This is a genomic window from Caballeronia temeraria (genome assembly GCF_001544795.2).
Taxonomy (GTDB): Bacteria; Pseudomonadota; Gammaproteobacteria; order Burkholderiales; family Burkholderiaceae; genus Caballeronia; species Caballeronia temeraria.
In genome coordinates this window covers 192,852-217,494 of sequence record NZ_FCOI02000012.1, presented here as the reverse complement: position 1 = coordinate 217,494, position 24,643 = coordinate 192,852, and the positions used below count along the sequence as shown (strand labels likewise).

The 24,643-nt window shown below is 61.2% G+C and carries 22 protein-coding genes and 1 riboswitch; of the genes, 15 read left to right on the top strand and 7 right to left on the bottom strand.

The window, feature by feature from the left end; translation table 11 throughout:
- Nucleotides 1–6: 6 nt before the first annotated feature.
- Nucleotides 7–115: riboswitch (guanidine-I (ykkC/yxkD leader) on the bottom strand.
- A 283-nt stretch (nucleotides 116–398) separates the two neighbouring features.
- The 6 genes from glyA (at nucleotide 399) to AWB76_RS19095 (ending at nucleotide 6,004) form a co-directional block, all read left to right on the top strand.
- Complete coding sequence (gene glyA / locus AWB76_RS19120) at nucleotides 399–1,646, top strand: serine hydroxymethyltransferase (protein WP_061161697.1); 1,248 nt, start codon at nucleotides 399–401, stop codon at nucleotides 1,644–1,646.
- Nucleotides 1,647–1,748: 102 nt separating this feature from the next.
- A complete protein-coding gene (locus tag AWB76_RS19115) occupies nucleotides 1,749–2,363 on the top strand; it encodes a helix-turn-helix domain-containing protein (protein WP_061161696.1) in 615 nt (204 codons plus the stop codon).
- A gap of 27 nt (nucleotides 2,364–2,390) precedes the next feature.
- The gene (locus AWB76_RS19110) at nucleotides 2,391–2,939 is read left to right on the top strand and encodes a GNAT family N-acetyltransferase (RefSeq protein WP_061161695.1); all 549 of its coding nucleotides are present in this window, start codon (nucleotides 2,391–2,393) and stop codon (nucleotides 2,937–2,939) included.
- A gap of 100 nt (nucleotides 2,940–3,039) precedes the next feature.
- On the top strand, nucleotides 3,040–4,170 hold the full coding sequence (locus tag AWB76_RS19105; protein ID WP_061161694.1) for an FAD-binding oxidoreductase: 1,131 nt from the start codon (nucleotides 3,040–3,042) through the stop codon (nucleotides 4,168–4,170).
- Nucleotides 4,171–4,182: 12 nt separating this feature from the next.
- Nucleotides 4,183–5,388 carry a M24 family metallopeptidase gene (locus AWB76_RS19100; RefSeq protein WP_061161693.1) on the top strand — a complete coding sequence of 402 codons (1,206 nt, stop codon included), beginning with the start codon at nucleotides 4,183–4,185 and terminating at the stop codon, nucleotides 5,386–5,388.
- 13 nt (nucleotides 5,389–5,401) lie between these two features.
- On the top strand, nucleotides 5,402–6,004 hold the full coding sequence (locus tag AWB76_RS19095) for a dimethylsulfoniopropionate lyase (RefSeq protein ID WP_061161692.1): 603 nt from the start codon (nucleotides 5,402–5,404) through the stop codon (nucleotides 6,002–6,004).
- Nucleotides 6,005–6,065: 61 nt separating this feature from the next.
- Here the strand turns inward: AWB76_RS19095 and AWB76_RS19090 are convergent, their stop codons facing one another.
- Nucleotides 6,066–7,085, bottom strand: coding sequence for an alcohol dehydrogenase (locus AWB76_RS19090; RefSeq protein WP_061161735.1), 1,020 nt, complete (start codon nucleotides 7,083–7,085; stop codon nucleotides 6,066–6,068).
- Nucleotides 7,086–7,360: 275 nt separating this feature from the next.
- Here AWB76_RS19090 and AWB76_RS19085 point away from each other — a divergent pair, with 275 nt between their 5' ends.
- Nucleotides 7,361–8,767 (top strand): MFS transporter, encoded by a 1,407-nt coding sequence (locus AWB76_RS19085; protein ID WP_244173401.1) that lies wholly within the window; start codon nucleotides 7,361–7,363, stop codon nucleotides 8,765–8,767.
- 36 nt (nucleotides 8,768–8,803) lie between these two features.
- On the opposite strand, the gene AWB76_RS19080 is transcribed toward AWB76_RS19085, so the two are convergent.
- The 5 genes from AWB76_RS19080 to AWB76_RS19060 all read right to left on the bottom strand — a co-directional run bounded on the left by AWB76_RS19080 (nucleotide 8,804) and on the right by AWB76_RS19060 (nucleotide 13,951).
- Nucleotides 8,804–10,225, bottom strand: coding sequence for a purine-cytosine permease family protein (locus tag AWB76_RS19080; protein ID WP_061161690.1), 1,422 nt, complete (start codon nucleotides 10,223–10,225; stop codon nucleotides 8,804–8,806).
- A gap of 78 nt (nucleotides 10,226–10,303) precedes the next feature.
- Nucleotides 10,304–11,467, bottom strand: a complete 1,164-nt coding sequence (gene argE / locus AWB76_RS19075; protein WP_061161689.1) for an acetylornithine deacetylase — start codon at nucleotides 11,465–11,467, stop codon at nucleotides 10,304–10,306.
- Entirely contained in the window at nucleotides 11,460–12,137 is a 678-nt protein-coding gene (locus AWB76_RS19070) for a DUF1028 domain-containing protein (protein ID WP_061161688.1), read from the bottom strand. Before AWB76_RS19070 ends, argE begins: the two co-directional genes overlap by 8 nt.
- The gene (locus AWB76_RS19065; protein WP_061161687.1) at nucleotides 12,134–12,577 is read right to left on the bottom strand and encodes a RidA family protein; all 444 of its coding nucleotides are present in this window, start codon (nucleotides 12,575–12,577) and stop codon (nucleotides 12,134–12,136) included. Before AWB76_RS19065 ends, AWB76_RS19070 begins: the two co-directional genes overlap by 4 nt.
- A gap of 33 nt (nucleotides 12,578–12,610) precedes the next feature.
- The gene (locus AWB76_RS19060; protein ID WP_061161686.1) at nucleotides 12,611–13,951 is read right to left on the bottom strand and encodes a flavin-containing monooxygenase; all 1,341 of its coding nucleotides are present in this window, start codon (nucleotides 13,949–13,951) and stop codon (nucleotides 12,611–12,613) included.
- Nucleotides 13,952–14,127: 176 nt separating this feature from the next.
- On the opposite strand from AWB76_RS19060, the gene AWB76_RS19055 reads away from it, so the two are divergent.
- From AWB76_RS19055 to AWB76_RS19030, 6 genes are all read left to right on the top strand, one after another.
- A complete protein-coding gene (locus AWB76_RS19055) occupies nucleotides 14,128–15,054 on the top strand; it encodes a LysR family transcriptional regulator (RefSeq protein WP_061161685.1) in 927 nt (308 codons plus the stop codon).
- Nucleotides 15,055–15,209: 155 nt separating this feature from the next.
- Nucleotides 15,210–16,358: an aromatic ring-hydroxylating oxygenase subunit alpha gene (locus AWB76_RS19050; protein ID WP_061161684.1), complete on the top strand. Its 1,149-nt coding sequence runs from the start codon at nucleotides 15,210–15,212 to the stop codon at nucleotides 16,356–16,358.
- Between the two features lie 19 nt (nucleotides 16,359–16,377).
- Nucleotides 16,378–17,559 carry an ABC transporter ATP-binding protein gene (locus AWB76_RS19045; protein WP_061161683.1) on the top strand — a complete coding sequence of 394 codons (1,182 nt, stop codon included), beginning with the start codon at nucleotides 16,378–16,380 and terminating at the stop codon, nucleotides 17,557–17,559.
- Nucleotide 17,560: 1 nt separating this feature from the next.
- Nucleotides 17,561–18,607, top strand: a complete 1,047-nt coding sequence (locus tag AWB76_RS19040; RefSeq protein ID WP_061161682.1) for an ABC transporter substrate-binding protein — start codon at nucleotides 17,561–17,563, stop codon at nucleotides 18,605–18,607.
- Nucleotides 18,608–18,633: 26 nt separating this feature from the next.
- Complete coding sequence (locus tag AWB76_RS19035; RefSeq protein WP_061161681.1) at nucleotides 18,634–19,887, top strand: ABC transporter permease; 1,254 nt, start codon at nucleotides 18,634–18,636, stop codon at nucleotides 19,885–19,887.
- 14 nt (nucleotides 19,888–19,901) lie between these two features.
- Complete coding sequence (locus AWB76_RS19030) at nucleotides 19,902–20,729, top strand: ABC transporter permease (protein WP_061161680.1); 828 nt, start codon at nucleotides 19,902–19,904, stop codon at nucleotides 20,727–20,729.
- A gap of 138 nt (nucleotides 20,730–20,867) precedes the next feature.
- Here the strand turns inward: AWB76_RS19030 and AWB76_RS19025 are convergent, their stop codons facing one another.
- Nucleotides 20,868–21,596 (bottom strand): Crp/Fnr family transcriptional regulator, encoded by a 729-nt coding sequence (locus AWB76_RS19025; RefSeq protein ID WP_061161679.1) that lies wholly within the window; start codon nucleotides 21,594–21,596, stop codon nucleotides 20,868–20,870.
- Nucleotides 21,597–22,372: 776 nt separating this feature from the next.
- On the opposite strand from AWB76_RS19025, the gene AWB76_RS19020 reads away from it, so the two are divergent.
- Nucleotides 22,373–23,227 (top strand): class II aldolase/adducin family protein, encoded by an 855-nt coding sequence (locus AWB76_RS19020; protein WP_061161678.1) that lies wholly within the window; start codon nucleotides 22,373–22,375, stop codon nucleotides 23,225–23,227.
- Between the two features lie 76 nt (nucleotides 23,228–23,303).
- Nucleotides 23,304–24,626 (top strand): MFS transporter, encoded by a 1,323-nt coding sequence (locus tag AWB76_RS19015; RefSeq protein ID WP_061161677.1) that lies wholly within the window; start codon nucleotides 23,304–23,306, stop codon nucleotides 24,624–24,626.
- Nucleotides 24,627–24,643: the final 17 nt, after the last annotated feature.

Sequence of the window (24,643 nt, the reverse complement as noted above, 5' to 3'; positions counted from 1 at the left end):
CGCGTTCTCTCCCGGGCTTTTGTCCCGCCGTGTAACCTCGTTCGAGGTCGACAACTCTCGGACCAGCGTCGCGCATCGAACGTCGATGCGGACCGGAACCCTAGTCGTCCATTTGCCAGATTGTGACTACTAAACCGGATGCTGCACCGGCTCCTGAAACGCACTATGCGATAAGCGTGCCAACGCCGAAAATACGTGACCTTGGCGCACTGAGGGCCTCTTTCATGCACTGATGCGGCGCGCAGCCATCGACGCGCACAGGCACGGTGCACCAGCCAGGTGCCTGCATTCCAGCGCAATGTCGAAATTCTTCTATCCGCGCGCGCCGGCTTTCGATGGAATACGGGACAGTCACGCGTTCCGCAGCAACCCGCTTCTCTCTCACTTGGGTAACCATCATGTTCAATCGCGCATCCAGCAGAGTTGAAAACGTCGATCCGGAACTCTGGGCGGCCATCACGAATGAAAACCGACGCCAGGAAGATCACATCGAGCTGATCGCGTCGGAGAACTACACCAGCCCCGCGGTGATGGCCGCGCAAGGCTCGCAGCTCACCAACAAGTACGCGGAAGGCTATCCCGGCAAGCGCTACTACGGCGGTTGCGAATATGTCGACGTGGTGGAGCAGCTCGCGATCGATCGCGCGAAAGAACTGTTCGGCGCCGAGGCCGCGAACGTGCAGCCGAATTCCGGATCGCAGGCCAACCAGGGCGTCTTCTTCGCGATGCTCAAGCCCGGCGACACCATCATGGGCCTGAGCCTCGCGCACGGCGGCCACCTCACGCACGGCTCGCCGGTCAACATGTCGGGCAAGTGGTTCAACGTCGTGAGCTACGGTCTGAACGAAGCCGAGGACATTGATTACGAAGCGGCCGAGCAGCTCGCGAACGAGCACAAGCCGAAGCTGATCGTCGCGGGCGCGTCGGCGTTTGCGCTGAAGATCGACTTCGAGCGTCTCGCGAAGATCGCGAAGAGCGTGGGCGCGTATCTGATGGTCGACATGGCGCACTATGCCGGCCTGATCGCGGCGGGCGTATATCCGAATCCGGTGCCGCACGCCGATTTCGTCACCACGACCACGCACAAGAGCCTGCGCGGCCCGCGCGGCGGCGTGATCCTGATGAAGGCCGAATACGAAAAGCAGATCAATTCCGCGATTTTCCCGGGCATTCAGGGCGGTCCGCTCATGCACGTGATCGCCGCGAAGGCTGTCGCGTTCAAGGAAGCGTTGTCGCCGGAATTCAAGGAGTATCAGCAACGCGTCGTCGACAATGCGCGCGTGCTCGCTGAAACGCTCGTGAAACGCGGCCTGCGCATCGTGTCGGGCCGCACGGAAAGCCACGTGATGCTCGTCGATCTGCGTGCGAAGAAGATCACCGGCAAGGCTGCCGAAGCTGCGCTCGGCGCTGCGCACATCACGGTCAACAAGAACGCGATTCCGAACGATCCGGAAAAGCCGTTTGTCACGAGCGGCGTGCGCCTCGGCTCGCCGGCGATGACTACGCGCGGCTTCGGTACGAAGGAAGCGGAGATCGTCGGCAATCTGATCGCCGATGTGCTGGAAAGCCCGGAAGACGCGGGCAATCTCCAACGCGTTCGCGAGCAGGTCGCCGAATTGACGAAGCGTTTCCCGGTCTACGGCTGATCCGAATCCACGTAGTGCCATCGACGGGCTCCGCTGTCATCGTGCAGCGGAGCCCGCTTTCGCTTGACACGGCGATCTAGTTTATTGGAAACTGCATCCACTATGCTAGATACAGCCCGGCACACTCCCGACGATACCGCCGAAAGCGACATCAACCAGCGCATTGCGGACCGCGTGCGCGCGTTACGCGCGGCGCGCAGCTATACGCTCGACGCGCTCGCGGCGCGCTGCGGCGTCAGCCGCTCGATGATCTCGATGATCGAGCGCGGCGCGGCCAGCCCGACGGCCGTCGTGCTCGACAAGCTCGCGGCGGGGCTCGGCGTATCGCTCGCGAGCCTCTTCGGCGGCGAGCAGGAAGGCGCGCCGGCGCAACCGCTCGCGCGTCGCGGCCAGCAACTCAAATGGCGCGATCCGGAATCCGGATACACGCGCCGAAATCTTTCTCCGCCGGGCTGGCCATCGCCATTTCAACTCGTCGAAGTCGACTTTCCGGCCGGCGCGCGCGTCGCCTACGAAACGGGCGGGCGCGACTCGACCATGCATCAGCAAGTCTGGGTGATGAGCGGACGCATCGACATCGTGATCGGAGACGCGCTTCACGCGCTCCAGCAAGGCGATTGTCTCGCGATGCGGCTGGATCGGCCGCTCATCTTCAGCAACCCGGCATCGAAAGCGGCGCGCTACATTCTCGCGATCGGCGACGCGCCCGCGACCTGATTCATCTTCAGCCTGAACGGATATCGAATGAACACCACCGAACCGCGCGACCACGTGCGTCTCATCGACTGCAACGAGGCCGAGCACGCGCCGGCCATCCTCGAGATTCTGAACGAAGCCATCGTCAATTCGACCGCGCTGTACGACTACGTGCCGCGCCCCGCCTCGGCCATGTCGACGTGGTTCGCGGCGAAGCGCGCGGGCGGCTTTCCGGTCGTCGGCGCGGTCGATGCATCGGGCAAGTTGATGGGCTTCGCGAGCTGGGGCACGTTCCGCGCGTTTCCCGCCTACAAGTACACGGTGGAACATAGCGTCTATGTGCATCGCGATTGCCGTGGCCTCGGACTCGGCGAGCGTTTGCTACGCGAACTGATACGGCGTGCGAGCGAAGCGCAAGTGCATGTGCTCGTCGGCTGCGTCGATGCGACGAACGCTGGCAGCATCCGTCTCCATACGCGGCTCGGCTTCAGGCACTCGGGCACCATCACCGAGGCGGGCTTCAAGTTCGGCCGCTGGCTGGATGCGGCGTTCTATCAGCTCAATCTCGAAACGCCCACGGAGCCGGTCGACGGCTGACGCATAACATGAAGTAATGGAAGACGGAAAATAAAGCGCGTTGACGGTGTTTCTACGCGAATCGATACTGCGCTCATCGCAATCGCACTCGTTTCGCGCCATGAATTCGGTCGACAGAATCTTCGCTCCCGCACTCGATCTCGACGATCGCCTCGCCGATGCCGCCACGTGGGAACACGGCGGCAGGCTCTGGCCGAGCGCCGAACAGCAGACGCTGACGTGCTGCCGCGTCATCGACGAAACGCACGACATCAAGAGCTTCGAATTCCGCACCGCCGATGGTTTGCCCGTGCGCTTCGAGCCGGGCCAGTTCATGACCGTGTCGGCGAACGTGCATGGACAATCGGTCGAGCGCTGCTACACGATCTCGTCCGCACCGACGCGCCCGTTTCTGCTATCCATCACCGTGAAGCGCGTGCCGGGCGGAATCATGTCGAACTGGCTTCACGACAACATGAAGCCCGGCTGCCACTTGCGCGCATACGGCCCTTCAGGCGCGTTCACGCCGACCATCGCGCCCGCGGCGAAATCGCTGTACTTGTCGGCGGGTTCGGGCGTCACGCCGCTCATGTCGATGACGCGCGCGAGCATCGATCTCGGGCTGGATCGCGACATCGTTTTCATCCATAGCGCACGCACGCCTGCCGATATCGTATTTCGCGATGAACTGGCGCGATTCGCGAAGCTTTCGCCGCGTCTGCGCGTGTTCTTCGTGTGCGAAGGCATCGGCGACGATGCAGCGTGGAACGGTCCGATCGGCCGACTGAGTTTGCAGTTGCTTATGCAATGGGCGCCCGATTATCTCGAACGCGAAGTCTTCACCTGCGGTCCGGCCGGATACATGAGCGCGGTGCGTACGCTGCTTCGCGAAGGCGGCCACGATCCGGCGCGCTATCATCAGGAGAGCTTCGATATCGGCGCGGGAGTTGCACCCGAACCCGCACAAAAGGAAGCCGGCGCGGCACAAGAAACCTTCACTGTCAAACTGTCGCGCTCATCGAAATCATTCACGATGAATGCTTCGCATACCGTATTATCGGCCGCGAAGAAGGCGGGCGTTGCGGTGCCGTCGTCGTGCAGTCAGGGCATGTGCGGAACCTGCAAGACCAAGGTGCTCGAAGGCACTGTCGACATGAAACACAACGGCGGCATCCGCGACAGGGAAGTCCAGAAGGGATTCCGTCTGTTGTGCTGCAGCCGCCCGACTTCGGACCTCGTGCTGGAACTGTGAGGAGACGCATCAATGGCGGAAGGGCAACTCATCGAAGATCATGCACGGACCCTGCGCGACGTCAGAACCTATCGGCTCGCGCGCGTGCTGGAGCAATTGAAACGGCACGAATGTCCGGCGATTCTGCTATACGACCCGGTCAACATCCGCTATGCGACGGACACGTCGAACATGCAGATCTGGACCGCGCGCAATCCGTCGCGCTACATCATGGTGTTCGCCGATGGCCGCATCGTCGCGTGGGAGTTTCATCGCTGCGAGCATGTGTGGGACGGGATTGAACTGAACATCGAAATGCGCGGCGCGGTGAGCTGGATTTATTTCAGCGCGGGCAACGAGACCGAAAGCCGCGCTGAAGTCTGGTCGAACGAAATCGTCGATGTATTTCGTGCGCACGCACGCGGCGACTGCCGGCTCGCGGTGGACCGGCTCGATCCGATCGGCGCGGCGCTGCTCGTGAAGAGCGGCCTCACGCTGCTCGACGGCCAGGCGATGATGGAAGACGCCCGCGCGATCAAATCGGCGGGCGAACTCGTGTTGATCGGGGAATCGCTGCGAGTGTGCGAGCAAGGCATCGAACGCATGCGTCGCGAGCTTCGGCCCGGCATGACCGAGCAGGAGCTATGGGCGCATCTGCACTTCGAGAACATCCGTCACGGCGGCGAGTGGATCGAGACGCGGCTGCTCTCATCCGGCGAACGCACCAATCCGTGGATGCGCGAATGTTCGTCGCGCGTGCTGCGAAACGGCGATCTGCTCGCCTTCGATACCGACATGGTCGGCCCGTACGGTTACTGCTCGGACATCTCGCGTACGTGGACCGTGGGCGATACGCGTCCATCGGACGAGCAGCGCAAGCTATATGAACTGGCGTATTCGCAAATCCATTTCAACATGGATCTGCTGCGTCCCGGCATGACGTTTCGCGAGTACTCCGGGAAAGCGTGGACGATTCCCGAGCCGTATGTGAAGAACCGCTATAGCTGCGTGGCGCATGGCATCGGCATGGTCGATGAATGTCCGGCCATCGCGCATCAAGTCGATTGGGACAGCGCGGGTTATGACGGCGTATTCGAAACGGGCATGACGCTTTGCGTGGAAAGTTATATCGGCGCGGAGGGCGGATGCGAGGGCGTGAAGCTGGAGCAGCAAGTGGTGCTCACCGAGCACGGTTGCGTGCCGCTCACGACATGCAGCTTTGAAACCGACTGGTTGTGATGGAGAGCGCTTGATGACTTGTCGTGCCGGGAATGTGGCGGCCTTCATCGCCATAGCACAGAAGCTGTTTCAGTCGGAGAAGCTGCCGGAGGCCGGACGCGGCGTCGCGGCGCGCGTGTTCGAGCGGCTGCAGACACCATCCGATGACGGCACGCGGTACGACACACGCTATCCCGCATGCGATTGGCTCGACGCGGCGCTCGCGCCTTTCATCGGCGACGACAGCGGCTTCGGCGCGGCCGCGCGCGCGATCAAGGCGCTCGGACCGGATATCGGATGGGCGCGCCGTTCATCGGGCGTCAACGGCAGCGACGGGTATATCGACGCACACGTGAACGGCATGATCTGCGGTCCCGGCGGCGCGGAAAGCCGCTATGACGTGCAACTCGGCTTTTCGCTGATGGTGCCGCATACGCGCTATCCGGATCATAGCCATCCGCCCGAGGAAGCTTATGTGCTGTTCACGCCTGGCGAGTTTCGGCAGAACGGTGGCGAGTGGTTCGATCCGGGCATCGGCGGCGGGATTCATAACGTTCGAAACAACCCGCACGCGATGCGCTCGGGCGATGTGCCTTTTCTCGCGATATGGTGTTTGTTGACGAGGGACGATGATTAAGTCGTCTTTCCTCGGCTACATCGCTTGACTGAAGCCCCGCCAGGCGGGGCATCGGCCAACTTCACTTTCCCGGCGTCAACACGACCCTGAAGCGCGCCTTGCCGCTCATCATCCGCTCATATGCCTCGGCCGCGCGCGATAGCGGGAATTCCTCGATCATCGGCTTCACGCCCGAGAGCGCGCTGAACGCGAGCGTTTCCTGCGAATCCGCCGCCGTGCCGGACGGCCAGCCCTGCACCGAGTTGCGGCCCATGATGAACTGCGTGATCGGCACCTCGACCGGTTCCTCCGATATCCCCACCATGATGAGCTTGCCATTCAGCCCCAGCCCGCCGATGGTCGCGCTCATCGCCTTGCCGCTCGTCGCCGTCGCGAGAATCACGCGCGCGCCGCCGAGTGCCTTGAGCGCGTCGGCGACGTTCTGTGCTTCGCTGTCGATGTAATGATGCGCGCCGAGTTGCTTCGCGAGCGGCGCCTTGTCCTGTCCGCGCGCAATGGCCACCGTCTCGAAGCCCATCTTGCGCGCGAATTGCACGCCCAGATGACCCAGCCCGCCGATGCCGAGCACCGCGACCACGTCGCCCGCGCGCGCGCCGCTGTTGCGCAGCGCATTGAAGGTGGTGATGCCCGCGCAAAGGAGCGGCGCGGCATCGACATCGGAGAGATCGTCGGGCATGCGCGCGAGCGCTTCCTGCGGCGCCACCATGTAATCCGCGTAGCCGCCGTCGTAGCTGATGCCCGGCACGAGCGCGCGCTGGCAAAGCACGAAGTCGCCGTGGCGGCAATGTTCGCAATGGCCGCAATGCCCGCCGTGCCAGCCCACGCCGACGCGCTGCCCCTTCTCCCAGCCCTCCACGTCCGCGCCCAGCTTCTCGATCACGCCGGCGATCTCGTGGCCCGGCACGCGCGGAAATTGCAGACCCGGCCATAGCCCTTCGACGGTCAGCGAATCGCTATGACAGATTCCGCACGCCTGCACCTTGATGAGCACGTGTCCGGCGGGCGGCTCCGGCACCGCGCGCTCGACGACTTCCAGCGGACCATTCGCTTTCGTTACCTGCACTGCCTGCATCGTTGGCATCGCTTGCTCCTTGTGATGGGAGAAATACGCGCGGCGCACCTCGCGCGCCGCAGTCGGATGACACGGCCCGGCAAATCGCACTCCCGACCGTATCGTCGAGAAAACGTCGGAGATTGCGATTGTGACAGGGATCGGCGCAACGCATCGGTCACGTGCGCGGCGACCCGAAGCATGCGGAAACAAAAAGGAACATCGGAGAGCGCCGGAGGCGGTTACCATCGTCGTTCGCAGTACGCGCCGAAACCGCAATTATGAGAGCGACCTCCAAGGCTGTCATGTCGAAAATCGAAGACGCAACTACAGACGTTCACGCAAGCGATTCATACGAGACACGCGAGACATACGAAACACACGACGAACCGAACGGCGAGACGAACCCGGACTCCGAAGCGTCGGCCGTCGTGCGCACCGGCCCGCTGACCGAAGCCAAGCTTTTCGGCCGCCAGACGCCGCCCGCAGCAACCGCCCCGGCCGATGCCCTGCCGCACGTTCAACACGTCGCCGGAAGCAGCTATCGCGCGTTGACAGGACTTCTTTGCAGCTATGCGCTGCTGATCGTCGGCAACGGTCTCTTTCAGACGCTGATCCCGCTGCGCATTCTGCAATCCGGTTATCCGACGATCGTCATCGGTCTGGTTCAATCGTGCTACTACGCCGGCTTCATTCTCGGCGCGGTGTTCAATCGCAGGCTCATCGACCGGATCGGGCAGCATCGGACGTTCGTCGCGTTCTCGGCGGCTGCGTCCATCCTCGCGCTCGCGTTCGGCGCCGCGGAGTCGCCGTGGACGCTCGGCGCTGTGCGTCTCTTGACCGGATTCGCGTTCATGGGGCTGTACACGTCGATCGAAAGCTGGCTCAACGGCACGGTCGAGAATGAAAAGCGCGGCCAGGTCTTCGGCTCGTATGCGGCCATCAACTATCTCGCGGTGGGCACGGGACAGTTCCTGCTCATTGTCGGCGCGGGATCGGGCGGGCAGCAGTTCTCGATCGCCGCGGCGCTCTTCGCCGCCGCCGTCATGCCGGTGACGTTGCTGGAAGGCTGGCCCGTGAAAGTCGCGGATGAATCGCTGCATCGCGTGCCCGCGCGCACGTGGCGCGAAAGCGTGCGCGAGATGATGGCGTCAGCGCCGCTCGCCGTACCGGGCTGCATCCTCGCCGGCCTCATCTACAGCAGTTTCTACTCGATGATGCCCGTCTATCTCAAACGCGCGGGCTTCTCGACGAGCGAACTCGCGACCTTCATGGGCATCGCGCTCATCGGCGCGCTCGTGCCGCAATGGCCGATGGGCCGCCTCTCCGACAGAATCGACCGGCGTCGGCTCGTCTACTGCACGGCATCGATTTCGGCCGCGTTGAGCCTCGTGCTCTTCTGCTTCGACGTGCGCGCGATCACCTGGGTCGCGACACTCGTCTACGTGGCCGTGACGTTCACGCAGTACGGGCTCATCGTATCGCACGTGCAGGATCGGACTGAGCCGCAGCATCGCGTCGCCATTTCCGCGTTGCTGCTCGTGTTGTTCTCGTTCGGCGGCATGTCGGGACCGGCGCTCGCATCGACATTGATGACGATCGTCGGACCGAGCGGGCTCTTTCTGTTCAATGCGCTGTCGTGCGCGCTGCTTGCGTTGAGTGCGCGGCGCGCGCTCGGCATTCACTTGCGATCGTCGCAAGCACAAGCATAAAGGGGACGATGCCGAAGGCATCGTCCGTATCTTCACTTACCGCGCGGCATTCGACGCCACGTGCGCATTGTTCTGCCTGCGCCGATAACTCGTATCGCGCGACGCGAGCCAGTAATAAACCGGCGACGTCAGCAGCAAGCCGACGACCCACGAAAGATCCGCGCCATCGAGATACTTCGGCACCGGGCCCGCGTACATTGGCGTATTCATGAACGGAATCTGCACCGCGATGCCGATCGCATACGCAATCAATGCCTGCGGATTGAAGCGTCCATAGATGCCGCCATCCACCTGAAAGATCGACTGGATGTCGTACTTGCCCTTGTGGATCACATAGAAGTCGATGAGATTGATCGCGGTCCACGGCACCAGCACGACGAGCAATGCAAGCACGAGATCGACGAGATTCCCGACGAAGTTCGTCGACGCACCGATCGCGCCATAGCAGCACGCGACGAGAATCACCACCGACAACACGGCGCGCGACTTTGCCGTCGGAATCCAGCGATACGCGAACGTCTGCAACGACGTAATCACCGCGAGCACCGCGCCATACAGATTCAACGCGTTGTGGCTGATGACGCTCAGGAGAAACAGCACGAGCATCGGCAAGCCGAGCGGTCCGGTGGCGAGCTTCACGGCGTCCATCGCATCCGCGCCGGGCGGCACTGCCAGCACCGCGACCGCGCCGAACACGAAGGCCAGCGTCGAGCCGATCGTGCAGCCGAGATATGTCGCCCAGAACGTCGATGCAACGCGCACATTCGCGGGCAAGTAGCGCGAATAGTCGGACACGTACGGCGCGAATGCGATCTGCCACAGCGCGGAGAGCGAGACCGTCGCGAGCCAGCCGGCGAAGTTGAAGCCGCCGCGCGTGAGGAAATCGGTCGTCGTGACATGCGTGAGGATGTACCCGAAGCCGATGACAATGCCGATGCCCAGCACCCATGTACCGATGCGGTTCAGAATATGAATGAACCGGTATCCGATGATGCCGATCAACCCCGAGCCCAGCGCGCCGATCACGATGCCCACGGGCACCGACACCGTCGACTCGATGCCATGCAGCGATTTCCCCGCAAGCACGATGTTCGACGCGAAGAAGCCCACATACATGACGCCTGCAATGACGGTCACGAGCAGCGCGCCCCACGAACCGAACTGCGCGCGGCTCTGGATCATCTGCGGGATGCCCATTTGCGGACCCTGCGCGGAATGCAGGGCCATCAGCACACCGCCGACCGCCTGACCGACGATGATCGCAACGATGCCCCACAACAGGTTCAGATGAAAGATCTGCACGCCGAGCGCGCCCGTCACGATAGGCAAGGGCGCGATATTGCCGCCGAACCATAACGTGAACAGGTCGCGCACTTTACCGTGGCGATCCTCGGGCGGCACGTAGCCGATGGTGTGCTTCTCGATCAACGGAGAAGCATTGCGTTGGGCAGTAGTCAAAGTCGTCTCCAGTTTGTTCGCGGCAAAGCAATGCCCTGACGCGCGAAGCGCCGGTTTCCTCTGCGGCGTTTTAGAAAATCAGGCTGTGGTCGAGAGATGGTCCGCGAGCCGAATCAGCATCGCGTCGCAATCGTGGAGTTGTTCGAGCGTGACGAACTCATCGGGCTTGTGTCCCTGATCCATGCTTCCAGGACCGCATACGACGGTCGGAATGCCCGCTTCATCGAAGAGTCCGCCTTCCGTGCCGAACGCAACCGTGCCGAATTCCGCCGATCCGCTCAATAGCGCGACGAGACGCGCCGCTTCGCTTTCCGGCGATGTCGCCAATGCCGGATATGCGGAGAGCGGTTCGAGGCGGATGTCGGTATCGGACTTCACGGCGCGCATTTTCGGCAGCAGCTCATATTTTGCATAGGATTCCAGATCATTGGCGACTGTGTTCGCATCGAAGCCCGGAAGCGCGCGTACTTCGAAATCGAATTCGCATTCGGCCGGCACGATATTCAGCGCCCGACCGCCTTTGATGACGCCCGTCTGCACCGTCGAAAAAGGCGGATCGAAACGCTCGTCGTGATGCTCGGGCTGCGCCAGTCGCTCGCCCATTTCGTCGAGACGATTGATGAGGCGCGCCGCATATTGAATGGCGTTCACGCCGTACGGCGCATACGCCGAGTGACAAGCCGCCCCTTTCACCTGACAACGCATCGCGAGCTTGCCCTTGTGTCCGAGCACCGGCTTCAACGACGTCGGCTCGCCGATCAGGCACAACACAGGTTTGTGCGCACGCTTTGCGAGTTCCGCGAGCATCGGACGCACGCCGAGACAGCCAACTTCCTCGTCGTATGAAAAGGCCAGATGCACGGGTAGCCTCAGTTCGCGCTTCATCAACATCGGCACCGCGACCAGCACCGATGCGAGAAAGCCCTTCATGTCCGCCGCGCCGCGGCCAAACAGCCGGCCATCCTTTTCGGTGAGACGAAAGGGATCGACGGTCCACGGCTGGCCATCGACAGGCACGACATCCGTATGACCCGACAGCACGATGCCGCCGCGATCGCGCGGACCGATCGTCGCGAAGAGATTCGCCTTCGTGCGCTCCGCGTTATAGAAGAGCTCGCTTTCGACGTCGAATTGCGCGAGGTAATCGCGTAGGAACTCAATCAGCGCGAGATTCGAATCGCGGCTGACGGTCGCGAAGCCGATCAGCTTTTCGAGCAGATCGCGGCTCGTCATGTCACTCATCGCCCGGCACTCCGTAGCTCGGCGCGGCGGTCGGGTTCAATGCGCGCGTTACGTAATCCTGCATCTGCGGTTTATATGCCTGCCAGAGGCCGTCCAGCTTGCCGATAGGATGGTCATCGGCCCAGTCGACACGCAGATCGACGAGCGGCCAGCTTTGCTCGCCCGCGATCTTCAAAGCCGCCGAGTGCACCGGCCCCGCTTCGCCGCCCGCCGCGACGGCCGCGTGCATCGCCGCGAGCAGTCGATCGGCAAGCTGGCCCGATGCGTTCTCGAATGCGGGAATCATCGCTTCGATCACATGGACGCCCGCAAGCATGTTGCCCGCCGCGACGCATTGCTTTCCCGCGACCGCGTGATACGTGCCGAGCGCCTCCTTGCCGCTGAAGAACGCGGTGCGGCCTTGCGCATCGACCACCGTCACCTGCCGATACTCGCTCCATTGGTTCACGCTCAGTGCGCGATCGAGCGCCTCGACGGGATTGAGCTTCGCGCCTTCCATATGATCGAGAATTTGCGGACCGAGCGCGGGCAGCGTGACGTTCTGCGTCGCGACCACGCCGACGCCCGCACGCACCCACGGACAACGCGCACCCACCGCGATGCTCGATGAACTGATCGCGATGCCGAGCTGGCCGGTCTCTTCACATCGTCCGACGATGGAAAATGTCATGCGCGCTCCTGAGACGGCGTCCATCCATCAGGAATGACGGCGATCACATCGATCTCCATTAACCATTCGGGCTGACCGAGCGCGACGACCGTAAGTCCCGTCGATATCGGGAACACGCCCTTCAGCCATTTGCCGACTTCGCGATACACCGGTTCGCGAAAGCGCACATCGGTGAGATAAGTCGTCGTCTTGACGATGTGCGAAAGATCGCTGCCCGCTTCTTCGAGCAATTGCTTCACGTTCTTCATGGCCTGTTCCGCTTGCGCGCGCGGATCGCCGAGACCGACGAGATTGCCGTCGAAATCCGTGCCGATCTGACCGCGCACATAAACGGTATTGCCCGCGCGCACGGCCTGGCAAAGATCGTTATCGAGCGTCTGATTCGGGTACGTATCCTTCGTGTTGAACATGCGGATACGGGTATGCGTAGGTTGGCTCATCGAATGCACCTTGATACTGGATGTGTTGTTTGATCAGCTGACGCCCATTTCGCTGACCTTGTGGACGCGCGATGCATCCGGCACGGTTTCCTCGCGCTTCGTTTCCACGCGACGTTGCGGCTCGTCGTAATAAGCCAGGTATTTGCGCTGCGTGACGATGTGATCGGCAATATGCTTCGCGTCGTGCCAGACGCCCCAGATGAATGCGGAGCCGCGACGCGAAAGCCACGGCAAGCCGAGGAAATAGATACCCGGCTCTTTCGCGACGCCGCGCTGATGTTTCGGCTTGCCCTTTTCGTCGAATGCATCGACTTGCAGCCAGGTGAAATCGACGGCATAACCTGTCGCCCAGATGATCGACGTGACGCCTGCTTTCGCGAGATCCAGCGACAGCAGCGGATGGGTCATGCATTCCGGATCGGCGGGAATCGTGCGCGCTTCAGGTTCTTCGGGAAGATCGAGGCCGTTGCGTTGCGCGTAGGCATCGGCGGCGTCGAGCAATGACAGATAGTTTTCGTCGCCGCGGCGAATGTTATCGGCGAGATCGGATTCGAACGTGACGAGCGTATCGTCGAACGATTTCGTCAGACCAACGAGCGTGATGCCCTGATGCGCGAGACGCCTGAAGTCCACCGTATGACCGCCACGCGCCCCGCTTACCGCGATCGTCACATGCTCGCGGCCGGGCTTCATCACTTCCGCGTCCCATTCGCCCAGCACGCCGAGCCACCAGCAGAAGTCGCGTCCGCGATATCCGCGCGGCGGACGATCATGCGCGCCGACCGACAAATAGACGTTGCGGCCCGAGCGCTGCAATTCATCGGCGATCTGCACGCCCGACGAACCCGCGCCCACCACGAGCACGCCGCCTTCGGGCAATTGCTGCGGATTGCGATAGTCAGCGGAATGGATTTGCGTGAGCTTCGCGGATGTCGGCGCGATCGGCGGAATCACGGGACGTTGAAAGGGCCCCGTCGCGACGACGACGCGATTCGCTTCGATCGTTCCATCAGACGTATCGACGGTAAAACCCGGACGTCCGGCATTGCGCACGACCTTTTTGACTTCCACGCCGGTGCGAATGGGCGCATCGAATTTTTTCGCGTACTGCACGAAGTATTCCGCGACCTGTTCTTTCGCTGCGAAACCATTGGGGTCGAACTCCGCGAACTCCAGATTGGGGAAACGATCGTGCCATGCGGGACCATTGGCGACGAGCGAATCCCATCGGCCCGTGCGCCAGCGCTCGGCGATACGATCGCGTTCCAACACGAGATGCGGTACGCCGAGCTTGCTCAGATGTTCGCTCATCGCAACACCGGCCTGGCCGGCGCCGACTACGAGCGTGTCGATAGACGTTGTTTCCACTGTCATGGCTATGTCCCTTCTGAAAGGCCGTTGTATCCGTGATGTCTTCGTGAAAATCTACGCGTCTCTATCGAATTCGAAAAATATATTTAAAAAATGCACGGCATCGGATTTAGCTATGCAATGATTTTTGAGCACTTCACAATGCGGTCCATCGAAGCCCGATTTCTGGAATGTCATCGATGGAAAGTCATCCTCTGCGCTATTCGCTGCGGCAGTTGCGCTATTTCGTGGTCGCGGCGGAAGCGTTGTCCTTCACTGCCGCCGCGAAAAAACTCCATATCTCGCAGCCGTCGATATCGACCGCGCTCGCCGATCTCGAAGCATCCTTCGGCGTGCAGCTATTCATTCGCCATCATGCGAGCGGCCTTTCGCTCACGCAAGCCGGTCGCGATCTGCTCGGGCAAGCGCGCAATCTGCTGAAGATCGCCGAAGAACTGCAAATGGCCGCGAAGGAAATGGATGGCGGCATGACCGGTTCCATCGCGCTCGGCTGCCTCGTGTCGCTTGCGCCGCCGTTGATGCCGGGTCTCATCAGCCGCTTCACGGCCGGGCACGCGGGCATTTCGTTTCGCACGGTCGAGGCGCATCAGGACGGCTTGTTGCGCGGCCTGCACGACGGATCGCTCGATATCGCGCTCACCTATAGTCTGGACCTGACCGAAGACATCGCCTTCACGCCGCTGCTTTCGTTGCCGCCTTATGCGATCTTGCCGAAGACGCACAGGCTCGCGCGGGCGCGCAAGGTTTCACTCGCCGATTTGCAGTCGGAGCCTTACGTGATGCTGGATTTGCCGCACAGCCGCGAATATTTCGCCGCGCTTTTCGATGCGGTCGGCAGCCGCCCGGTGCCGGCATTCCGTTCATCGCAGCCTGAAGTCGTGCGCGGCATGGTGGCGAACGGTCTGGGCTATAGCATCCTCAATTTTCCGCTCAAATCGAATCGCACGGTGGACGGCGAGGACTTCGTGATTAAGCGCTTCAAGGACAACGTCAACGCGACGACGCTGGGCATCGCGCAATCGCGCACGATGCGTCCACGGCAAGTGGTGCACCGCTTCACGTCGTTCTGCGAGAACTACATCAGGCGACTGCATATCGACACGTGAAGTTATCCGGGCTGCATAGATAAAAGCTTTGCTTTGTATCCGAAAACAATATTTTGGCTGGCAATTTGGCTTGATAGATTGGTGTCCATGTCGAGCGCAACGCGGCGCAAACCCGCACTAGCCCGCTCTCACGGACCAGAATCAAGGAGCGCTTCATGGCCAGTCCGGCAAGCACGATCGCAGCGCAAACACTCGTCGGCCAATTGCGGTCGAATTGTGAACGATCATTCAGCGATGCGCGCGCCATGCCGCCCGGTGTCTATACGTCGCCCGAGTTTCTTGCTCTTGAAGAACACGAAATCTTTGCGCGCGAATGGCAATGCGTCGGCCGCGCAAGCGCACTGAAGGAACCCGGCGATTATTTGACGGCACAGATCGGCGCACAGCCTATCGTCGTATTGCGCGACGAGCACATGCAACTCAAGGCGATGTCGAATGTATGCCTGCATCGCATGTCGGTGCTGCTCGAAGGGCGCGGCAACAAGCGCCGTATCGTGTGTCCGTATCACGCGTGGAGCTATGGTCTCGATGGCGAATTGAAGGGCGCGCCGCTCATGGACCGGCAAGAAGGCTTTTGCAAGGAAAGCTATAAGCTGCCTGCCGTACGCTGCGATGAATGGCAAGGCTGGATCTATGTGACGCTCGATGAAAACGCGCCGCCCGTCGGAAAACAGCTCGCCGAATTAAGCGAGCTTATCGGCGCATATGGCATGACGGACTACATCGAAACTTTCTATGAAGAGCACGTGTGGGATACGAACTGGAAGATCCTCGCGGAAAACTTCATGGAAAGTTATCACCTGCCGATGCTGCATCGCGCAACCGTAGGGCCGCATTCGAAACTCGAAGAGATGGAATGTCCGCCGGGTTATCCCGCGTTCAACTATCACTGGATCACGAAAGAAGCAAGCTTGCCTATCGGCAATGCGCATCCGGATAACACGCGTTTAACGGGTCACTGGCGCAAGACGACTGCATTGCTCGCGATCTATCCGACGCATCTCGTCGCCCTCACGCCGGGCTACTTCTGGTATCTCGTGCTGCAGCCGCGCGGCGTGGGGCAAGTGCATATCCGTTTCGGCGGAGGTCTCGCGCCTGAATTCATCGCCGATCCTGAAGCAAACGCGCACATGTCGACATTGAAGAAGCTGCTCGACGAAGTGAACGCGGAAGACAGGCGTGGCGTGGAAGCGGTGTTTCGCGGCGTGCACGCGCCGCTCGCGAAGCCCGGCAATCTGAGCCATCTCGAACGGCCCAATTTCGACTTCGCGCGCTATCTCGCGGCGAAGCTCGCACAGCACTGAAAGACAGGACGCGAACACGATGTCAGACCCTTCCTTCATCTCCTTCTCGGGCGTGAGCAAATCGTATGACGGCGCGCATTACGTCGTGGAGGACTTGAACCTCGACGTGCGCAAAGGAGAGTTTCTTTCGCTGCTCGGACCGTCGGGCTCGGGCAAGACGACCACGCTCATGATGCTCGCGGGCTTCGAAACGCCAACGCAAGGCGAGATCCGTCTCGATGGCAGGCGTCTCGACGACAAGCCGCCGCATCAGCGCGACATCGGCATGGTGTTTCAGAACTACGCGCTCTTTCCGCATCTGACGATTGCGGAGAACGTCGCGTTTCCGCTTTCGGTGCGGCACGTGAGCCGCGCCGAGCAGAAGACGCGTGTGAAGCGCGCGCTCGAGATGATCGAATTGCCGCATCTCGCGAACCGGCGTCCCTCGCAGCTTTCGGGCGGTCAGCAACAGCGCGTCGCACTGGCACGCGCGCTCGTATTCGAACCGAGCGTCGTGCTGATGGACGAGCCGCTCGGCGCACTCGACAAGCGCCTGCGCGAAACGATGCAATACGAAATCATGCGGCTGCATCGCGAACTGTCACTGACGATCGTCTACGTGACGCACGATCAGGCCGAAGCCCTGACGATGTCGGATCGCGTTGCCGTCTTTTCCGATGGCCGCATTCAGCAAGCCGCGACACCAAGCGAGCTATACGAGAACGCGCAGAACGCATTCGTTGCGAACTTCGTCGGCGAGAACAATGGACTCACGGGGCGCGTCGTCAGTGCGAACGACGAATGGGCGACGCTCGCGCTATCGGATGGCAGCGTGATTCGCGGACGATGCGAACACGGCCTGCGCGCCGGCGACGAAGCGATGCTCGCGCTGCGCCCCGAACGCGCGCACATTCCCGGCGCGGAGGGCACGCAACCCGACGAGCACAGCAACGTCGTGCGCGCCTGCGTCGAAGAACTCGTGTATTGCGGCGATCATCATCGCGTGCATCTGAAGCTCGGCTCGCGCGATTCCATCGTCGTGAAAGTGCCCAATACGCAGCGTCACGCGTTGCCCTCGGCGGGCAGCACGATAGATATCGCGTGGCGTCACGACGACTGCAAGATTCTCGCGATGATGGCGCCGAAGAATGCCCCCGCGATTGCCCCGAGCACACCGCCCTCACCTTCTCTCATCTCGACCGCACCCGCAGGAGCCAACTGACATGCGCACTCATATCAAAGCACAATGCGCCGCACTCACAGTATTTGCATTTGCCACTATCTCGACACAGGCAGCGGAAACGCTGTCCGTCGTGACATTCGGCGGCGCATACGAAGCCGCCGCGAAGAAAGCCTGGTTCGAACCGTTCACGCAAGCGACTGGCGTGAACTTCTCGACCGAATCGTATGACGGCGGCCTCGCCAAGCTCTCCGCGATGGAGCAGGCGAAGAACACGACGTGGGACTTGATCGACCTCGAAACCAACGACGCGATCACCGCGTGCGATGAAGGCCTGCTGCAGAAGTTCGACAAGAAGACGCTCGGCAAGACGAGCGATTTCATTCCCGGCTCGATCAGCGATTGCGCGGTCGCGAGCATGGTGTGGTCCACGGTCTATGCCTACGATGCGAGCAAGCTGAAGACCGCGCCGACCACCGTCAACGACTTCTTCGATTTGCAGAAATTCCCTGGCAAGCGCGGTCTGCGCAAGTCGCCGAAAGTGTCGATGGAATGGGCGCTCATCGCCGATGGCGTCGATCCGAAAGATGTCTACAAGGTGCTCGGCACGCCCGCGGGCGTCGATCGCGCATTCAAGAAGCTCGACACGATCAAGAAGAACATCGTGTGGTGGGAATCGGGTGCGCAGGCGCCGCAGCTGCTCGCCGATGGCGCGGTCGTGATGGTGCAGGCCTATAACGGCCGTATCGACGATGCCGCGAAGAAGGACAACAAGCCGTTCAAGGCCGTGTGGGACGCGCAAGTCTACGACTTCGAATGGTGGGCGATTCCGACCGGCGCGAAGCACGCCGATACGGCCGCGAAGTTCATCGTGTCGCAAGCTCAGCCGAAGGCATCGGCGGAACTCTCGAAGTACATCGCGTATGCGCCGCCGCGCAAGGATGCGGTTGCGCTCGTCGACAAGCAGCGTCTCGCCGACATGCCGACCGCGCCGGACAACTTCAAGCGCGCCGTGCAGATCAACGCGAATTTCTGGGCCGACAACGCGGACCAGATCAACAAGCGCTTCCAGGTGTGGCTCACGCAATAACGCGATTCAAGGACTAGAGGAACGCCATGCCTGCATCGATCCACGCGCACGCCGCCGGTTCTCCGACGAGAGCCGATGGCCGCGCCTCGTATCAAAGAGCGCGCCGCCGCGCATCGGTGCAGGCGTTGTTGCTTGCCTTGCCGCTGATCGTTTTTTTGCTGTCGACGTTCATCGCACCGATCGCGTTGTTGCTTGCTCGCAGTGTCGAGAACAAGGAAGTGCCGGACAGCATGCCGGCACTGACGCGCGCGCTCGATGCGTGGGACGGGCGCGGCGTTCCCGATGAACACACCTTCGCGCTGCTCGCTGCGGGCCTCAAGGATGCGCAGCAGAGCGGCCAGCTCGGCACCGTTGCGCGCAGGCTCAATTTCGCGCTGCCTGAGTTTCGAAGTCTACTGATGCGCACTGCGCGCTCCGTGCGCGACGAGACGCCGCCCGCGTGGAAGCCCGCATTGATCGAGATGGATGAGCGATGGAATGCGCCGGAAACATGGCGTCTGCTGAAGCGTGCGGCCGCATCGCCGACGCCGGACTATCTGCTCGCCGCCGTCGATGCGCAAGTGACACCGCAAGGCAATGTCGCGTTCGTGGCGGATAACGCGTCGGTGTATCGGCAAGCCTTTTTGCGCACGATATCGATCAGCGCGTCCGTCACGCTGTTGTGCCTCGTGCTCGGTTATCCGGTCGCGTGGCTGCTCGCCAATCTGCCGGCGCAAAGCAGCAACCGTCTGATGCTCTTCGTGATCGTGCCGTTCTGGACTTCGCTGCTCGTGCGCACGACGGCGTGGTACGTGTTGCTGCAACCGGGCGGCGTCATCAATGGTCTGTTGATGGGACTCGGCCTTGCGACGCATCCGGTGCCGCTCATCTTCAATCGCACGGGCGTGTTGATCGGCATGACGCACGTGCTTCTGCCGTACATGATTCTCGCGATCTTCTCGGTGATGAAGGGTGTATCGCCCGTGTATCTGCGCGCGGCGCAGTCGCTCGGCGCGCATCCGTTCACTGCGTTCGTGCGCGTGTATATACCGCAGACATTGCCGGGCGTCGGCGCGGGTTGCTTTCTCGTTTTCGTGCTCGCGCTCGGCTACTACATCACGCCTGCTTTGCTCGGCGGTGCAGGCGATGAAATGATCAGTCAGCTTATCGCGCTGCAAACGAATACGCAGCTCAACTGGGGACTTGCGGGCGCGCTCTCGGCGTATCTCGTGATCTTTACCGCGATCTTCTATTTTCTGTTCAACCGCATCGTCGGCGTCGACCGGTTGCGCTTCGGTTAAGGAGCCTTTCTTCCATGGCGGAAAAACGCAACAAGGTGCTGACCGAACGCATCGCATCGCGATGGGTGCGCGTGCATACCGCACTCGTGCTGTTCTTTCTCGTCGCGCCGATTCTCGCGATCATTCCTTTATCGTTTAATTCGGGGTCTTACTTTTCTTATCCTTTGCAGGGCTTTTCGCTGCGCTGGTATGAGCAGGCGCTCACTAGCCCGGACTGGCAGCGCTCGTTGTTGAACAGTATTGGCATCGGCGCGGCATCGACGGTGATCGCAACATGTCTCGGCACGCTCGCCGCGCTCGGCCTCTCACGTTCGCAGTTTCCGCTGCGCTCGGTGATCATGCCCATCATCATTTCGCCGATGATCGTGCCGATTGTTGTCGTCGCGGCCGGGTTCTATCTGATCTTCGCGCCGCTCGGGCTCGTGAATTCTTATCCCGGCGTGATTCTCGCGCATGCGGCGCTTGGAACGCCTTTTGTCGTGATTACCGTGACGGCTTCTTTGCTGTCGTTCGATCAGAGCCTTTTGCGCGCTGCATCGGGTCTTGGCGCGAAGCCCTGGACCGCGTTCAGGCGCGTGACTTTGCCGCTTATTACGCCTGCTGTGGCTACCGGTAGCGTATTCGCGTTCGCGACCTCGTTCGATGAAGTGATCGTGATTCTTTTTATCGGTGGGCCGGATCAGCGGACGGTGCCACGTCAGATGTGGAGCGGTATCCGCGATTCCATCGATCCTTCGATTCTCGCCGTTGCGACGATGTTGATCGTGTTTGCCGTGGTGCTGTTTGCGAGTATCAATTGGTTGCGGGGGCGGGCGGCGGCGGCCAGTCGTGCGCTTGGGTGAATTGGGCTTTTTATCTTCGCAGTGGTTTGCTTTTTTTCGCTGGATCCCGGTTTCTTTTTGGTTTATTAACACTGCCCCTGTGCGGGGCAGAGCTAATAAACCAAAACGAAACGGGATCCGGCAACAAACAAAAAACCCTCAAACAACAACCTCAGCCCGTCTCGGCAACATCCGATCAAACTCACGCTTGACGATGCCATAACACTCACAGGCCCGCTCTTCGAGCCCAGCCCGATCCAGAATCTTGATACAGCCACGGCTATGATGAATGAGCCCGGCATCGTGCAGCTTGCCGGCTGCCTCAGTGACACCTTCACGGCGCACGCCAAGCATATCCGCGATCATCTGCTGCGTCACACGCAGTTGATCCGACGGCGTGCGATCCGTCTGAATCAGCAGCCAGCGGCACAGTTGCTTCGACAGCGAGTGATGACGGTTGCATGCAGCCGTCTGCGCCACTTGCGTGAGCAGGGCTTGCATATAAAGCAGCATCACGCGGCGCAAAAAGTCCGAACGGCCGAAGTGCTCGCGCAGCGCCCCCGCGCTCATGCGATATGCGAAACCCGCGCATTGCACCTGCACGCGCGTCGGCATGGTGTCGCCGCCCGTCAGTACCGGAACGCCCGACATGCCTTCGCGTCCCACTGCCGCGACTTCAACGGAGCCGCCGTCTTCCATCGTATGCAGCAGCGAAATGATCGCCGTGGTCGGGAAATAAACGTGGTGAATGCGTTGACCGGAATCGCACAGCAACTGCTCCGTGCGCAGTTGAACAAGTTCGAGATGAGGCGCGATGGCCTGCCATTCCTGCGCCGGAAGCGCGCCCAACAGATGATTGCCGTGCAGATCGGATTGAAGAGTCAACATTTTTTTAGTCTCGTGCGTGTGCGCTTCGCGCTTTTGATTTCTTCTGGCTCGCAACAGGATTCGCGTATGCATCTGACGGCGTACATCGAACCCTGTTGCGACCAGCCCCGTAGCACCAACACGCCGTTTGTTCTTTGTTCGGTATCGCGGCGATGTTCGTGCGTGGTCATACATTAGCGAGAGGTGTGCCAGCGACCGCCAATCCTTATACCAACAGGACTTTGCGCGATTCCCCACGCAACGCGCCCAGAACGTGCGCTCAAGTACGAAGAAAATTGATTCAAACGTGAAAAGCGACCTTCATACGGATCGCGCTCGACAGCCGACGAATGCCAAACGTTTTCGTCTGGCTAATGTCCCGCCAGTACAGGGGTCTCGTCAGTGGGTCGATCGGCCGATATACGTTGCGAGCACGTCCGAAAGCCTTGTCGTACCAGAAATCGGCCATGCGCGAAAAATGTTGCAAAGGTGGTTAACGGCGGCCCGCGCTATTTTTTAAGCCCTTGAGCATCGCAACCCGAAAGCCTTATGCGGCGGGGCTTCGCGGGATTTATCGATGTTCTTCGCTGCACGCGCACATGCTCCTGAACGGTTTCGCGACGCAGCGAAAAATGTTGCATCGCCTGAACCTCGACGGATTTCGATTTAAGCGCGCGTTTCAGATTAACGATGCATGAATGTGACTCATGCAACGTTGAACAACGTTCGTTTGTGCGCAAGCATCGCTCGCGGCACCATGCGTGACATACCTACTCTGATCCGCATGGAGCGAAAAGATGAGCGACGTCATGGAGACACCCGCAAAGACCGCCGAGCAAGCCATCGACCTCAAGGGCCGCGTGTCGATCTATCAACCCGAGCAGGAAGGCCTGATTTTCCCCGAGCTGCCGGCGTTTTCCAGCCACGCCGAACATCGACAGTATTTGAAGGAGCGTCTCGTCGCCGCGTGCCGTGCGTTCGCGCTGCAGGGCTTCGACTACGGCTTCGCGGGCCATCTCACCGTGCGCGATCCGGAGCATCCGTCGCTTTACTGGACCAATCCGATGGCCGTCCACTTCGCGCAAGTGAAAGTGTCGAACCTGATTTGCGCCGATCATCAGGGCAATGTGGTGGAAGGCAGCTACGCGCTCAATCGCGCGGGCTTCGTGCTGCATGCCGCGGTGCATGAGCAGCATCAGGACATCGTCGCGATGTGTCACGCGCATACCGTCTACGGCACCGCGTTCGCGGCGCTGGGCAAGCCGCTCATTCCGATGTCGCAGGACGCGTGCGCATTCTTCGAAGACCACGTCGTGATCGGCGATGAAGCCGGCAAGGTCGCCGTCGAAGTGAAGGGGGGCAACAAGGTCGCGAATGCGTTCAAGGGCGTGAAGGCCGCGATTCACCAGAACCACGGCCTGCTCACGGCGAGCCGTCATAGCATCGATTCTGCGGCGTTCTGGTTCATCGCGCTCGAGCGCTGCTGCCAGCAACAGTTGATGATCGAAGCGACGGGCATCACGCCGAAGCTCGTCCCCGAAGACCGCGCGCGCTACAGCCGCGAACATGTGGGCAGCGATTACATCGGCTGGCTGCACTTCCAGACGATCTGGAACGATCTTGTCGCGACGCAGCCCGACATGTTCGACTGACCTTCCCTTTTTATTGCAGCACCTCGCCTTCGGAGAAAGGCGAGGCGATTCCCACATAAGATTCGGAGACATCCCCATGAGTACGTCGAGACCAGCGTTCCCGGCGTCGCCTGAGTATCAGCGCGCGGACAACTCGGAGTCCGCGCTCTACGCGAAAGTGACGTGGCGCCTCATTCCCCTGCTGTTCCTCTGCTACGTCGCGGCGTATCTGGACCGCGTGAACGTCGGCTTCGCCAAGCTGCAGATGCTGAAGGATCTCGGCTTTAGCGAAACGGTGTACGGACTGGGTGCGGGCATCTTCTTCATCGGCTATTTCATCTTCGAGGTGCCGAGCAACATCATCTTGCATAAGGTCGGCGCGCGGCTCTGGATTGCACGCGTGATGATCACCTGGGCGATCATCTCCGCCGCCATGATGTTCGTGCAGACGCCCACCACGTTCTACGTCCTGCGCTTCCTGCTCGGTCTCGCCGAAGCGGGCCTTTTTCCTGGCGTCATCCTTTATCTGACGTACTGGTATCCGTCCGCACGGCGCGGCAGGATCATCGCGCTCTTCATGACGGGCATTCCGATTTCCGGCGTGATCGGCGGTCCGCTGTCGGGCTGGATTCTTCACGCGATGAGCGGCACGCACGGTCTCGCGGGCTGGCAATGGCTTTTTCTGCTCGAAGCGATTCCGTCGCTCGTGCTGGGCTTCGTCATCATCTTCATGCTCGACAAGGGTATCGAGCAGGCGAAGTGGCTCACCGATGACGAGAAGAAAGTGCTCACCGCCAACGTCGCGGCCGATGCGGACGGCGTCGAATCGCACTCGTTCAAGGACGGCTTCACGAACCCGATGGTCTGGGCGCTGTCCGTGATCTATCTGTTCTTCATCATGGGCCTGTATGGCGTGGGCTTCTGGCTGCCGACGCTCATCAAGGGCTCGGGCGTCAAGGACCCGCTTGCGATCGGCATGCTCACGACGCTGCCCTATGCGGCCGCCGCGATTTCGATGATCGTCGTCGGACGCAGCTCGGATGCGCGCCGCGAGCGTCGCTGGCACGTCGCGGTGCCGGGTCTGATCGGCACGGCGGGATGGATTGCGGCGGTGATGGCGGGCAGCGGCAACGTCACGCTCGCGATGGTCGGCCTCACCGTCGCGACGATGGGCGTCATGACCACGCTGTGCCAGTTCTGGTGCCTGCCGACCGCGATCCTCGCGGGCGCCGCAGCGGCGACGGGCGTCGCGGTCGTGAACTCGTTCGGCAATCTCGCGGGCTTTATCAGTCCGTATGTGATCGGCTGGATCATCGACAAGACGCATTCGACGGATCTCGGCGTGTACACGCTCGCGGCGTGTCTCACGATCGGCGGCCTGCTCGTGTTGCTGATGCCGAAGCGGCTGGTGAATCGCTGATTTTTCCGGCAGCGCTT